Here is a 13,351-nt window from a genome sequence, read left to right as displayed (position 1 = left end):
CGCTCCTTCGCTCAACTGCCTCTCCAAAGAATCCTTTCTCAGCCTAAACTCAACCCCAAAATCGCCATATGCGATTCCCCTGCCCCTCAAGGGGGGAGATCGTCAGCGTCGCGCGCTTACCGTCAGCTCCGGCTTCTGGCTGATGGTCTGGAACACGACGCAGTAGCGCTCGGTCAGCTTGAGCAGCGCATCGATGCGCTCCTGCGGCTCGTCGGTGTCGAGGCCAAATGTCAGCCGGATGGCGCGGAAGCCAACCGGCGCATCCTTTGCCACGCCAAGCGTGCCGCGAAAGTCTAGGTCGCCTTCGGCCTCCACCGTGGCGGCCCCAAGCTTGAATTCCAGCGCCGTGGCCACCGCCTTCAGCGTGACGCCGGCGCAAGCCACCAGTGCCTCCAGCAGCATGTCGCCGGAGCAGAGTTCGAGCCCGGTGCCGCCGGTCGCCGGATGCAGCCCGGCAATGGCGATCGCCCTGCCTGTCTCGACCTTGCAGGCGATCGATTGGTCGTCGATCGAGCCTTTGGCGCGGAGAGTAATCAGCGCGCGCGAGGCGTCGTCGCGATAGGCCACCTTCAGCGGCGCCTGCATGGCCTTCAATGCGATCGCGTCCATTTCGTTTCTCTCCCATAGTTGCCTGGCTTCGCCGCCTAACGGCGATGCCGTCTGCCCAAACGCAAGTCTCCACTGGCGTAGCGCTTGGCAGGGTTTCGCCCGTATAGCCTGACGATACGGGGAGCATCCAACGCCTTCACACCGTCTCTCGCAACACATTCGTAAGGCCGCCGGACATATGGCCGACATCGCCATCGTGGAAACCCGCGAACGGGTTCTTGCCGGAATCCTGTTCACCGGGGCTGCCTACCTGCTGTTTTCGATGCAGGACGCCTCAAGCTGACACTATGGTGTGTCAGGAAGGGGCAGCGTAGGCTGGTGAGATGACGGGATCGCTGGACATGCCATGCACAGTGGGAAGCGCCCGCGAGCGTACCCTCGGCATCATCCTGGTCTCGGCATCGGCGGCCGTCTTCGGCCTCACCGGCGTGCTGACCAAATCGATCCATGCCGACCCGCTGACCATTACCTGCTGGCGCGGCTTCGTCGGCTCGATCCTGATCAGCCTCTATGTCCTATGGCGCCGCCAGCGCTCCGGCGGTCGCGACAGCTTGCGGCTCGGCTGGCGAGGCTGGCTGCTGGCGATCGAGGGCGCGCTCGCGAGCATCGCCTTTATCTCGGCGTTCAAGTTCACCTTTGTCGCCAATGTCGCGATCATCTATGCCACGGCCCCGTTCGTCACCGCGCTGCTGGCCCTCCTGTTGGTCCGCGAGCCGTTCCGGCTGCAGACGCTTGCCGCCGCTGCTGTGTCACTATGCGGTGTGGCAATCATGGTCTGGTCCGGCTTCGGCACCGGCCATTTGTTCGGCGACGGGCTGGCGCTGCTGATGACGATCGGCAGCGCGCTCTACATGATCATGGTGCGCGCCTTCCGCGACACGCCGGTGGTGTGGGCGGGTGCGGTGTCGGCATTCCTTCTGTTCGTGCTCGGCTGGTTCGTCGCCGATCCGCTGGCTGTCTCGGCCAGGGACGCTGTGCTTCTAGCCACCTTCGGCGCCTCGTTCGCGCTGGCTTCGATCCTGTGGACGGAGGGCACCCGGCTTATTCCGGCGGCCGAGTCCGGATTGCTGGGTTCAGCTGAAGTGCCATTCGCGATCCTGTTTGCCTTCCTGTTCCTGGCGGAGATCCCGCCGGCAGCCAGCATGGTCGGTGGCGCCATCGTGCTTTGCGCGGTGTTCGCTCACGCCGGCCGCGACTGGCTGATGGCCAGGCAGCGCGCAGCGGATGCATGACCAATCCTCGCCGCGTCCGAGCGCGAGTTGGTGGTCCGATCACGAGAAATCCGGTCCTGAAAATTAATTTGAAAAGTCATGGAACCATCATAGGGCTCAGGCATTATGGCTGCGACGGGCCACCCCAAGTCCCCCCAAACCCCTCGGCCCGTCCTACTCAGAAGCCGACCGCAAGGTCGGCTTTTTCTTTGCTGGCTCAATTGACCAAGGCCAGGTTGCCGCTGAACAACGCGGCCAGATCCTGCGCCGGCCGGTCGGCATCCTCACGCAAGCGGACGGCGAATTCGGCGACCGGCACCGGTGGCAGATCAAGATCGCGCGGCGCCTCGACGATGCCGGAATGAGCGAAGCGCGCCGTCCTCAACGTCAAGGCGATGCCGGCGTGCACCGCCGTGCGCAGGCCGGCAAGGCTGGCACTGCCGGCAGCAATGCGGTAGCGACGGCCGGCCGCATCGAGTGCACTGGTCGCCGCTTCGCGAAACCCGCAATGGGGATCGAGCAGCGCCAAGGGCAGTTCGTCGTGGCGGGTGGCCAGCCCGTTCTGTGAGCAAAGCCAGATCATTGGTTCCTTGAGCACACCGACCTCGTCCCGTGTCGGCACCTGCCGCATGGCAATGGCCAGATCAAGGGTGCCGGCCTGCAAAGCCTGCGCCAGTTCGGCGGAACGGCCGACGCGCAGTTCGATCCTGACGCGCGGATGGCTGACAGCAAAAGCCCTGAGAAGCTGCGGCAAGCCGCTGTCGGCGAAATCCTGCGTGGTGCCGATGGCGACGCGCCCGTCGGCGTGCGCGCCTTTGAGGGCCAGCCACGCCTCGCGGTGCGCGGCAAGGATGCGACGCGCGTGAACGATCAGATCCTCGCCTGCCGGCGTCAGGCCGCGCCCTCGCCCCTGCGGCACCAGCAGCGGTTCGCCGACAACATCCTCCAGCCGCTGCATCTGCGCGGTCACTGCGGACGGCGAGCGACCGACGATCGACGCGGCCCGCGCCAGGGAACCGCCATCGACGAAAGCGAGGAAAGTCTTGAGGAGGTCGGGATCGAACATCTGCACAATTCGATACTATCAAAGTGTTTATCAAAAACAATTCGATTTTTTTGATCAAAGGACGATGGCATGATTTTCTCGACGGCGAAGAGGCGCCGCTTGAAACCGAGGAGAAGAAATATGCCGATCATCAATGTCAGCGTTACCGGCAAGCCCGATGCCGCTTTGTCCGCCGCCATTGCCAAGGAAGTGACCGAACTGACGGCCACGCATCTGCGCAAGGACGCGACGATCACAGCTGTTGCCATTTCCTATCACGACCCCGAGCACTGGTTCGCCGGCGGCAAGTCGCTGGCCGTGCATGGCACGAACACGGCCTGGCTCGACATCAAGGTTGTCGACGGCACCAACACCAAGCTCGAACTGGAGGCGTATCTGCAGGCAATTTTCGCGGCATTCGGCCGGCTGCTGGGTAAGGTGCATGAGGAAAGCTACGCCCTCGTGCATGAAGTGCCTGCAGCCGCCTATGGCTTTGGCGGCAAGACGCAGGAATTCCGCTTCATCAGCGGAAGGATGAAAGCGGCGTAGCTGCGATAGGCAGCCGAGCCGAATCAAACATAGGAGAGAAGGAAAAATGGAGCCGCATTGACGTTGATCCAACTTCGGCTAGGTTCTCACCCGAAGCGGCCACTGAAGAGCCGCGACGTGAGATCGTTGGGAGATGCGGCGATGATCCTGACACTGGCGCTGCTTGCGGGTCTTGTCGCGGCCTGGCTGCTGATCGGCGTGGTGGAGAAGTTCCGCCTCGGCCTGCGTTTGAGCCAGGCGCTGCTCTACGTGCCGTTCAAGCTCGCCTACCGGATCAGCGACGAGCGCATCAAGATTGCGCGCAGGTCGGTGGCCCCGGTCATCTATGTCATCTGGCATCAGTCACGCATCGAGCCGGCGCTGATGCTGTCGCTGCTGCCGGAGGACACGCTGCACATCCTCGACCAGGCTTCGGCCAGATCGCCGTGGCTGGAGCCGTGGCGCGAGCTCGGCCGCACCATCGCCTTCAACGCCGAGCATGTCTTCGTCAGCCGCAGATTGGTGCGGGTGCTGAAGGGCAAGGGCCGGCTCGCCGTTTACCTGCCGGATGCGGTCGAGCCAGACGTCAAGTCGTTTCGGTTGTTTCGCGCCATCACCCGTATCGCCATGCAGGCCGACGCCCGTATCGTGCCGGTCTTCGTTGCCGGCGCACGCAGCCTGCCGGCCTCGCTGACGCCGGCGGACAAGGCGCCGCGCCATTGGTTTCCGCAGCTGTCGATCAGCGCGCTGGAGCCGATGACCATCGCCGAGCTGGTGGCGCGGAACCCAGATCAGGCCTCCAACACCAATGCGCTGTTTGATCGCTTCGCCGAGGCCAGGCTTTTCGGCAGTGATCTCGACCGAGGGCTGTTCCTCGCCATGCGCGATGCGGCCGACCGTGTTGGCGCTTCGCACCCAATAATCGAGGACGTCATTAGCGGTGCCCTGAGCTACCGGAAAGTGTTCATCGGCGCCAGGGTTTTGGGCCGACGGTTCGAGGCAATAACAGCGCCGGGCGAAGCGGTTGGGCTGCTCCTGCCCAACGCCAATGGCGTCGTGCTGTCGTTCGTCGGACTTTTGTCGGCTGCGCGGGTGGCAGCAATGATCAACTATACCGCCGGCCCGGCCAGCGTCACCGCCGCCGTCCGCACGGCGATGATCCGAACCGTGGTCTCCTCACGCGCCTTTGTCGAAAAGGCCAACCTCGCCGACATCGTCGAGGCGGTGGAAAAGGGCGGGGCGAAACTGCTGTGGCTGGAGGATGTCCGCGCAAGCGTGACCGTGCTGGACAAGGCCGCAGCCGGCTTGCTGTGGCGCTGGCCGTTGCAGCGCCAGGACGCAGCCAAGCCGGCGGTGATCCTGTTCACCTCCGGCTCGGAAGGCACGCCCAAGGCCGTGGTGCTGTCGCACCGGAACCTTCTTGCCAATGCGATGCAGGCGGAAGCTCGCATCACCATCTCGCCGGCCGATATCCTGCTCAACGTGCTGCCGGTGTTCCACTCGTTCGGGCTGACCGGCGGCACCATCCTGCCGCTGGTCACCGGAGCAAAGCTGTTCCTCTACCCGTCACCGCTCCACTACAAACTTATTCCGGAGGTGGCGCGCAAGGTCCGGCCGACGGTGATGTTCGGCACCGACACGTTCCTCGCCAACTATGCCCGCACCGCCAAGGACGGCGATTTTTCCAGCCTGCGCTTCGTCGTGGCCGGTGCCGAGGCGGTGAAGCCGGAGACGCGCCGGGTTTACCGCGAGCGCTTCCAGGCTGAGATCATCGAAGGTTTTGGCTTGACCGAGGCCGCACCAGTGGTTGCCGTCAACACCGCCATCCACGGCCGCGACGGAACGGTCGGGCGGCTGCTGCCGGCCATGCGCATGAAACTCGAACCGGTCGAAGGCATCAGCGACGCCGGCCGGCTGTGGCTCGACGGGCCGAACCTGATGATGGGCTACATGACCGGCGACCGGCCTGGCGAGTTGCAGCCGCTCGAAGGCTGGCACGACACCGGCGATATCGTTTCGGTCGATCGCGAAGGCTTCATCACCATTCGCGGCCGCGCCAAGCGCTTCGCCAAGATAGCCGGCGAGATGGTATCGCTTGGTGCGGTCGAGATGCTGGTGCAGTCGCTGTGGCCGGAAGAGCATCACGCCGTGGTGGCAGTGCCGGACAAGCGGCGCGGCGAGCGCCTCGTTCTGGTCACCACCGCCGACAATGCCGACCCCGACGAATTGCGCGAATTCGGCAAAAAAGCCGGCGCGGCCGAACTGATGGTGCCGAACGACATCGTCAAGGTCGAGGAGATCCCTGTACTGGGCTCCGGCAAGACCGACTATGTCTCGACTAAAAAGCTGGCGCTCGAGAGGCTGGGACTGAGCGCAGCCGCCTGAGGTTTGCTGTCGAGAACTCTAAAGCGCGTCGCGTTCGACCGGCCTTGTGCGACGCGCTTTAGATTCTTGCTTTTATGCATGCCGTTATCGCAAAACCGCTGCACACTTTTGCGCGAATGCATTAGAAGACCACCACCGACAACAGCAGAATGGCGCCGACGCCCATCATCAGCAGGCCCGGCCAGTTCTGCGACAGGCCGAGAAAACGGAGCCCGCGCCGCCGCGGCTCCAGGGTCGGACCTGGTGTTGCGAGATTAGGCGTCGGACTATCCGGCGCGGTGGAGACAGCGGCCGGCTCACTAAGCCGCCCGCGCATGATGGCCGCAACCGCCATATAGACGAGGCCGGTGACAGTCAGTAACGCGCCGATGAGGATGACAGCCATTTCTCCTCGTTTTCCGATGGTTCTGCGTCCGATGCGGCAGCTTGCGCTACGTTGACGACGTATCACAAGCAGCCGCTCAAGCGGACCTACCAACACAAACGGTCTAGCCGCCCAGCAAGTTCCGAAAACGGGGTTTTTGAGGTGCGTTCCACAGCGCCGCGCGCTGTGTGAGCCGGTCCTGATTCTAAACGGACGACGCTTTTCGGAATCGTGCACTGCCAGGCGCAACGCGAACTGGCACCAAATCCGTCAGCCAATATCCGAGGACGGCACCTTCTCGCCTTCGCGCTTGGCGCGTCTCGAATAGGCCCGCACGCTGAACGGCAAGAAGACCAGATAGCCGGCAACCGAGGCCGTCAGTGTATACCAGGGATAGGTCATCAAAAGCAGGACGTAGAGGACGACTGCGAGGATGATCGGCAGCACCCTGTCGCCCGGTATCCTGACGCTCTTGCCGGAATAGACGGGCAGTCTGCTGACCAGCAGGAACGCCACCAATATTGTAAAGCCGGTGGCAATGAAGGCTGCCAGGCGGCTGGGTTCAAGCCCAAGCCTGAGGAAGAACAGATAGAGCGGCAGCATCACAAGCACCGCACCCGCCGGCGCCGGCACGCCGACGAAATATTCGGTCTGCCACTGCGGACGGTCGAGCTCTTCGTCGAGCACGTTGAAACGGGCAAGCCTCATCCCACAGGCGATTGTGAACAGCAGCGCGGCGATCCAGCCCGGCGAACCTGCCCTGTCGAGCAGAAAGGCATAGAGCACGAGCGCCGGTGCCACGCCGAAATTGACGATATCGGCCAGCGAATCCATCTGGGCGCCGAATTTGGAAGTCGCCTTCAGCATTCGCGCCAGACGGCCGTCGATACCATCGAGGAAGGCCGCGAGCAGCACCATCACCACCGCTGGCTCGAAGCGGCCCTCGAAGCCGAAGCGAATACCGGACAGTCCGGCGCAGATGGCGAGCACCGTGACCAGATTGGGCAGCACCATGCGCATCGGGATTTCGCGAATGCGCGGGCCACCGCCGCCATGCGCCTCGAATTTCTTGAACGGCGGCGCCACCGGTCAGGAGATCCGCACGAGCGGCGTTGCGGCAACGCCGCCGAATTCCGCCAGCACCGTCTCACCGCCAACCGCGGTCTGGCCGACGGCGACACGCGGCGTCGCGGTCGAGGGCAGGAATACATCGACGCGCGAGCCGAAGCGGATCAGCCCGAAACGCTCGCCGGTGCCGATGGCGCCGCCGGGCTCGGCCCAGCAGACGATGCGCCGCGCCACCAGGCCGGCGATCTGCACCGCGGCGACCGTTCCATTGGGGCTTTCGATGACCAGCCCGTTGCGCTCGTTCTCGGTGCTTGCCTTGTCGAGTTCGGCATTGAGGAATTTTCCTGGCCGATGCTCGATCCTGGAAATGCGGCCACGCACCGGAGAGCGGTTAACGTGGCAGGAAAAGACGTTCATGAATACCGAGATGCGGGTCATTTCGCCGCCGCCGAGGCCAAGCTCGCGCGGCGGCACGGCCGGGCCAACCGCCGAAACGATGCCGTCGGCCGGGCTGACAACCAACCGGTCGTCGATCGGCGTGACACGCTCGGGATCGCGGAAGAAATAGGCGCACCAGGCCGTCAGGATGAGACCGATCCAGAACAGGGTCGAGGAGAAGTAGCCAAGAAAGAGCGTCGCCGCGCCGAATGCAGCGATAAAGGGATAACCCTCGCGATGGATCGGAACGAACGCATTCTTGATCGTGTCAACGAGGCTCATGGGATGAGGGCAACCTTGGTTCCAAGTCCGGCCTCAATAGCGGAAACACCCCGCGGTCGCAACGCGACAATGAGAGCGCTCGTGGGGTGGCGGTCGCCGCCGTTTCAGGATGCCGTTAGCAGCATCCGGACTGCCGAAGCGATCAACCGGAAATGTTCATTGCGATTGTCGGAACGCAGCACTCTCGCCCGTCCTTGGCAAGACAGCGCCTCTCATCGGCCTTTCGGCCATGACGATTTGCGCAAACCCGGAGGTTCTCGGCCCATGCAGAAATCAGCAGCTAGGCAAGTGCAAGTGGTGATGAACGGCTTGGCCTTCGGCGAGTCACCGCGCTGGCACGATGGCCGGCTGTGGTTCTGCAACTGGGGCACAGGCCAGATCATCGCCGTTGACGCCCTAGGCAACAGCGAGATCGCGCTCACCGTGCCGGCCATCCTGCCCTATTCCATTGACTGGCTGCCGGACGGGCGCCTGCTTGTCGTCTCCGGCTGCGAAGGGCTGATCCTCAGGCAGGAGGCAGACGGGAGGCTGGTCACCCATGCCGATTTGAGACACCTGTCGAAGAGCCCGTGGAACGAGATCGTCTTCGATGGACGCGGCAACATCTATGTCAATGGTGGTGGGCCTGCTCCGGGTCCCGGCCAGCATTTCGGCCCCGGCGCCATCGTGCTGGTCGCGCCTGACGGCTCGGTTCAGCAGGTGGCTGAGAACCTCGCCTTCGCCAATGGCATGGCGGTGACGCCTGACAACAAGACGCTGATCGTTGCCGAGTCCCACGCCAACCGGCTGACCGCCTTCGACATCGCTGCCGATGGTGGCCTTTCCAACCGCAGGGTCTGGGCCGATCTCGGCAACGGTTTTCCCGATGGCATCTGCCTCGATGCCGAAGGTGCGGCCTGGTATGCCGACGTTCCGAACCGGCATTGCGTGCGGGTGCGCGAGGGCGGCGCGATGCTCGAAAGTGTCGATGTCGACCGCGGCTGCTTTGCCTGCATGCTCGGCGGCAGCGAGGGAAAAACGCTGTTCATCGTCGCAGCCGAATGGCGCGGCTTCGAACATATGATCAGCGATGCCCGTACCGGCCAAGTGCTCAGCGTCGACGCTACTGCGCCGGGCGCCGGCTGGCCGTAGAGAGCTTACATCCCGGGAATCCGCTGATAGTTGGCAATATCGGCCTTGACGCCAAGTCGCGAAATGGTCTCCTGAGGATTGAAGCCGATGCGCTCATGCGCAGCCTTGATGATCGGCACGACCTTGTCGACGGCGGCCTGCCCTTCCCATTCGACAATAGTCACGAGGTTGAACTCGCCCGGCCCCGAGAATTGCTCGAGCAGGAAATCCTGGACGAACCCTTGCTGCTGGCGCAGCAAATCATGCGTCATCCGGACCTTGGCAAGAATCTCCTCGCGGGCGTTGGCCGGAACGACAAACTTGTCCACCCGGAATACACTGCCGCCACTAACTGCCTGATTTATCCCATTCATATCGATTGTCTCCGTTTTTGAACGACGCATCTTGCTGCGATCCAAAACGGCCTACGATCTCAACTTAAGTTGAGGTCAAGCACGAATTTTCAGCTCACCTCCGAGGTGCGGCGGCGGACGACGACGCCGAACTCGTCGCTTTCGCGGGCAATGCGCAGCCGCTCCTCGGCCTCGCTTGCCTCGCGCTGGCGGTCCCACATCGATGCATAAAGGCCGCGCTTGGCTATCAAGGCGACATGGGTGCCGCGCTCGGCGATCTGGCCATCCTGCAGGACGATGATCTCGTCGGCCGAAATCACTGTGGACAGCCGATGGGCGATGACGAGGGTGGTGCGGCCCTGGCTGACCAGGTCGAGTGCCGCCTGGATCTCCTGCTCGGTGTGGCTGTCCAGTGCCGAGGTCGCCTCGTCGAGCATCAGGATCGGCGGTGCCTTCAAAATGGTGCGGGCAATCGCCACCCGCTGCTTCTCGCCGCCGGACAGTTTTAATCCGCGCTCGCCGACCATTGAGCGATAGCCGTCGGGCAGCCGCTCGATGAACGGTCCGATCTGGGCCAGTTCTGCCGCCTTGCGCACATCCTCCTCGCTGGCGCCGACGCGGCCGTAGCGGATGTTGTAGGCGATGGTGTCGTTGAACAGCACCGTGTCCTGCGGCACCATGCCGATGGCGGCGCGCAAGCTCTCCTGCGTCACGTCGCGAATGTCCTGGCCGTCGATCAGAATCTTGCCGCGCTGGATGTCGTAGAAGCGAAACAAAAGCCGCGAAATGGTCGACTTGCCGGCTCCGGAGGGGCCGACGATGGCCACCGTCTTGCCGGCTGGCACCTCGAAGCTGATGCCCTTCAGGATCTTGCGGTTCGGGTCGTAGGAAAAATGTACGTCGCGGAACTCGACCCTGCCGGCATCGACGACCAGCGGCTTGGCGCCCGGCCGATCAACGATCTCACGCTTGACGTCGAGCAGATCGAACATGTTTTCGATGTCGGTCAGGCCCTGGCGAATTTCGCGGTAGATCATGCCGATGAAATTCAGCGGCACCGAAAGCTGCATGAGCATGGCGTTGACGAAGACGAAATCGCCGACGCTTTGTGTGCCCGCCTTCACCTCGAGCGCCGACATCACCATGACGACGGTCATGCCGATACCGAAGATCACACCCTGGCCGAAGTTCAGCCAGCCAAGCGAGGTCCAGGTCCTGGTCGCCGCCAACTCGTAGCGCGCCGTGGACCGGTCGAACCGCTCGGCCTCCATGGCTTCGTTATTGAAATATTTGACTGTTTCGTAGTTGAGCAGCGAGTCGATCGCCTTCGTGCTGGCTTCATTGTCGCTTTCGTTCATCTCACGGCGGATCGAAATACGCCAATCGCTCGCCCTGACGGTGAACCAGACATAGAGCCAGACCGTGACCGCGATCACCAAGACGTATAGCCAGCCATAGGTGACGGCGAAGATGCCGGCGGTGAGCGCGAATTCGACGATTGTCGGCGCCGTCGCCAGCATGGTGAAGCGGACGATCGTCTCGATGCCCTTGGTGCCGCGCTCGATGACGCGCGACAGTCCGCCGGTGCGCCGTTCGAGGTGGAAGCGCAGCGACAGTTCGTGCATGTGCACGAAGGTGCGGAAGGCGAGCCGGCGCACCGCATGCTGGCCGACCCATGCAAACAGGGCGTCGCGCAACTGGTTGAAGCCGAGCTGCACCAGCCGCACGGCATTGTAGGCGACGACCAGCATGACCGGCGCCAGCAGCAGGGCGGGCAGCGGCGGCGGCGATTTGCTATCGCCGGCCAGTGCGTCGGTCGCCCATTTGAAGAAATAGGGTCCGGCCACCAGGGTCAGCTTGGCGACAACCAGCAGTACGGTTGCCCACACCACGCGCGCCCTCAGGTCGGCGCGGTCGGCCGGCCACATATAGGGCCAGAGATTGCGCAACGTTCTGAAGGTCGAGCCGGAATCTGCGGAAACGGTTTTCTCGGCCATTCTTGTTTACCTTTATGATTTTAGCGGCCGGAGCAGCAGGAATCGACCAGCGCGGCCAGCGATGCCGAAACATCGGCGAGCGCGGCGCGGTCGAGCTCATAGCGCGAGCGCTGGCGGTCAGGCTCGAAGCGGATCAGCCCGGCCTCGACCAGGATCTTCAAATGCTGGGAAACGGTGGACTGCGCCAGGTCGAGATGCTCGACGACCTCGCGACAGCAGCAGGAACGGCTTGCGGAAAGGTGTTTGAGAATTTCGATCCGCGCTGGATGCGAAAGGGCCGCGAGCCGGACAGCGACAGCGCGGCTATCCGGCGTGCAGTTGGCCGGCGTGCAGTTGGCCGGCGCGCGTTCATCTGCCGCGCGGCTTCGGTCCGTTACGAGGGGGGATTCGGTCATCGTCCATCGGCGATAAACGATGACTGGCGCTGCCGCAAGCTATCCTGATGGGCAGAACGGCTACTCGGTCTTGACTGGCGCCGTCGTCATCTGGTCGCCCATTGCCTTGAGATCGGCGGGCTCGCCTTCCTTCGATTTCTCCGGCACCTTGAACACCTGCCCCGGCCAGATGCGGTTCGGATTGCTGATCTGGTCCTGGTTGGCGAGATAGATGGTCGAGTAGCGCATGCCCTGGCCATAGACCCGCCGCGAAATCCGCCACAGCGTGTCATGGCGGCGGATGATGACTGCGCCATCGGCATGTTCGAGCTTTGGCGCCACGGTCTCGGGAGTTTCGCCCGGAGGCGTTGCGACAGCCATTTCGGCCGGGGCCTCGGTTGCAGGAGTGGGGGCAGTTGCGGGCGTTTCGGTGGCCGTTGCCGGTGCGCCTTCGGTCGCCGGAGCATTCGGCTCGGCTGGTTTTATCCCGGCAGGCTTCTGCTCGGCCGGCGCCACGGCCGCAACCGCCTCACCAGGCTCGCGCTCGAACGGCACAGCCGCACGGGCAACCACCGTCACGCCGTCGGCATCGAGCGCATCGACGTGGATGGTGTAGGTGCCGACCGGGATGTCGCGTGTCGCTTCGACCAGGAAGTGGCGGTCGGGCGAGGTCTTCGCGTCACCGAGCAGGATATCGTTGGCATACGCACGCACCTTGCGGCCGGGATCGGCGACGCCGGCAACGAAAATCTTGTTGCCGTCGATTTCGACAGCTTCGACGACGATCTTCGGCTCCGCCGCGGAAGTAGCGGGCGCTGCCGGTGTGGCGGGCGCTGCCGGAGCCGGCGCGGCTTCAACAGCGGCCGGCGCGGCAGGAGCAGACGCTGCTGGAACATCAGCCGCCGGGGCGGCTGGCGCCGGCGCTGCGGCAGCCGGCAATTCGGTGCCGGTTGCGGGTGGCTGAACGGCCGCCTGTTCGCCGACAGGCGGCGAGGCGTCAGATTTCGCCTGAGGGGCCGGAACAGTGAGCAGTTCGGACGGCTTGCCCGGCTCCTCGACCATTGCCAGCACTTGGCCGGTGGAATTCTGGGGGATCGAAACGACGGCGGTCTGCGCCGAGGCGGTCACGACATTGCCAGCCGTCGAGCGCAGTGTGATCGTGTAGTCGCCGGGCTTCAGCGGATCGTCGAGAATAATGGCAAAGGCGCCGTCAGGGCCGGCGACCGTCGAGCCGAGCACAGCCGAACCGTTGAGAATCTCGACCTTGGCGTTGGGCGCCGAATTGCCGGCGACGACGATCGAGCCGTTGCTTTCGACGCGCACGATGTCGAAGGTCGGCACGATTGCACCTGCTGCTGCCGGCGCGGCGGGCGCTGCGGCATCGGTGGACGCGGCGGGCGCAGGCGGCAGCCGGCCCTCGGTCGCCGGAGCGGCCGGTTTCGAAGCCGGCGGCGTCAGCGCCGCGACCTCCGCAGGCCGGGTAGAATTGAGATACGGGTCGAGCGCGCCCGATACATAGGCGGTTCCCGCCGCGGCGACAGAGCCGCCAGCCGCGAACAAAAACGCCTTCAATGGATTAATTGCCAT

At 63.9% G+C, this 13,351-nt stretch carries 13 protein-coding genes; 4 read left to right on the top strand and 9 right to left on the bottom strand.

Features of this window, described 5'->3' with window-relative positions; translation table 11 throughout:
• Positions 1–102: 102 nt before the first annotated feature.
• Positions 103–609 (bottom strand): OsmC family protein, encoded by a 507-nt coding sequence (locus NKI97_RS04200; RefSeq protein ID WP_352448969.1) that lies wholly within the window; start codon positions 607–609, stop codon positions 103–105.
• A gap of 323 nt (positions 610–932) precedes the next feature.
• Between NKI97_RS04200 and NKI97_RS04195 the strand changes: the two genes are divergently transcribed.
• The gene (locus NKI97_RS04195) at positions 933–1,841 is read left to right on the top strand and encodes a DMT family transporter (protein WP_502904457.1); all 909 of its coding nucleotides are present in this window, start codon (positions 933–935) and stop codon (positions 1,839–1,841) included.
• A 196-nt stretch (positions 1,842–2,037) separates the two neighbouring features.
• On the opposite strand, the gene NKI97_RS04190 is transcribed toward NKI97_RS04195, so the two are convergent.
• Positions 2,038–2,892 carry a LysR substrate-binding domain-containing protein gene (locus tag NKI97_RS04190; RefSeq protein WP_352448970.1) on the bottom strand — a complete coding sequence of 285 codons (855 nt, stop codon included), beginning with the start codon at positions 2,890–2,892 and terminating at the stop codon, positions 2,038–2,040.
• 114 nt (positions 2,893–3,006) lie between these two features.
• Between NKI97_RS04190 and NKI97_RS04185 the strand changes: the two genes are divergently transcribed.
• On the top strand, positions 3,007–3,414 hold the full coding sequence (locus NKI97_RS04185; protein WP_352448971.1) for a tautomerase family protein: 408 nt from the start codon (positions 3,007–3,009) through the stop codon (positions 3,412–3,414).
• 141 nt (positions 3,415–3,555) lie between these two features.
• Positions 3,556–5,778 (top strand): AMP-binding protein, encoded by a 2,223-nt coding sequence (locus NKI97_RS04180; protein ID WP_352448972.1) that lies wholly within the window; start codon positions 3,556–3,558, stop codon positions 5,776–5,778.
• A 121-nt stretch (positions 5,779–5,899) separates the two neighbouring features.
• Here the strand turns inward: NKI97_RS04180 and NKI97_RS04175 are convergent, their stop codons facing one another.
• From NKI97_RS04175 to NKI97_RS04165, 3 genes are all read right to left on the bottom strand, one after another.
• Positions 5,900–6,163 (bottom strand): hypothetical protein, encoded by a 264-nt coding sequence (locus NKI97_RS04175; protein WP_352448973.1) that lies wholly within the window; start codon positions 6,161–6,163, stop codon positions 5,900–5,902.
• Positions 6,164–6,412: 249 nt separating this feature from the next.
• Positions 6,413–7,228, bottom strand: coding sequence for a CDP-alcohol phosphatidyltransferase family protein (locus NKI97_RS04170; RefSeq protein WP_023677728.1), 816 nt, complete (start codon positions 7,226–7,228; stop codon positions 6,413–6,415).
• Between the two features lie 3 nt (positions 7,229–7,231).
• Positions 7,232–7,930 carry a phosphatidylserine decarboxylase gene (locus tag NKI97_RS04165; protein WP_023677729.1) on the bottom strand — a complete coding sequence of 233 codons (699 nt, stop codon included), beginning with the start codon at positions 7,928–7,930 and terminating at the stop codon, positions 7,232–7,234.
• Positions 7,931–8,194: 264 nt separating this feature from the next.
• Between NKI97_RS04165 and NKI97_RS04160 the strand changes: the two genes are divergently transcribed.
• Entirely contained in the window at positions 8,195–9,061 is an 867-nt protein-coding gene (locus NKI97_RS04160; RefSeq protein WP_352832808.1) for an SMP-30/gluconolactonase/LRE family protein, read from the top strand.
• A 5-nt stretch (positions 9,062–9,066) separates the two neighbouring features.
• On the opposite strand, the gene NKI97_RS04155 is transcribed toward NKI97_RS04160, so the two are convergent.
• The 4 genes from NKI97_RS04155 to NKI97_RS04140 all read right to left on the bottom strand — a co-directional run bounded on the left by NKI97_RS04155 (position 9,067) and on the right by NKI97_RS04140 (position 13,351).
• Positions 9,067–9,414 (bottom strand): antibiotic biosynthesis monooxygenase, encoded by a 348-nt coding sequence (locus NKI97_RS04155; RefSeq protein WP_352449213.1) that lies wholly within the window; start codon positions 9,412–9,414, stop codon positions 9,067–9,069.
• An 89-nt stretch (positions 9,415–9,503) separates the two neighbouring features.
• A complete protein-coding gene (locus NKI97_RS04150; protein ID WP_352832805.1) occupies positions 9,504–11,390 on the bottom strand; it encodes an ABCB family ABC transporter ATP-binding protein/permease in 1,887 nt (628 codons plus the stop codon).
• Positions 11,391–11,410: 20 nt separating this feature from the next.
• On the bottom strand, positions 11,411–11,785 hold the full coding sequence (locus NKI97_RS04145) for an ArsR/SmtB family transcription factor (protein ID WP_023677733.1): 375 nt from the start codon (positions 11,783–11,785) through the stop codon (positions 11,411–11,413).
• 60 nt (positions 11,786–11,845) lie between these two features.
• Positions 11,846–13,351, bottom strand: a complete 1,506-nt coding sequence (locus NKI97_RS04140) for a LysM peptidoglycan-binding domain-containing protein (RefSeq protein ID WP_352448975.1) — start codon at positions 13,349–13,351, stop codon at positions 11,846–11,848.

It is taken from the genome of Mesorhizobium sp. M0296 (assembly GCF_040321675.1).
GTDB lineage: Bacteria > Pseudomonadota > Alphaproteobacteria > Rhizobiales > Rhizobiaceae > Mesorhizobium.
The sequence above is the reverse complement of the archived record's forward strand: the minus strand, read 5'-3'. Positions and strand labels throughout refer to the sequence as shown.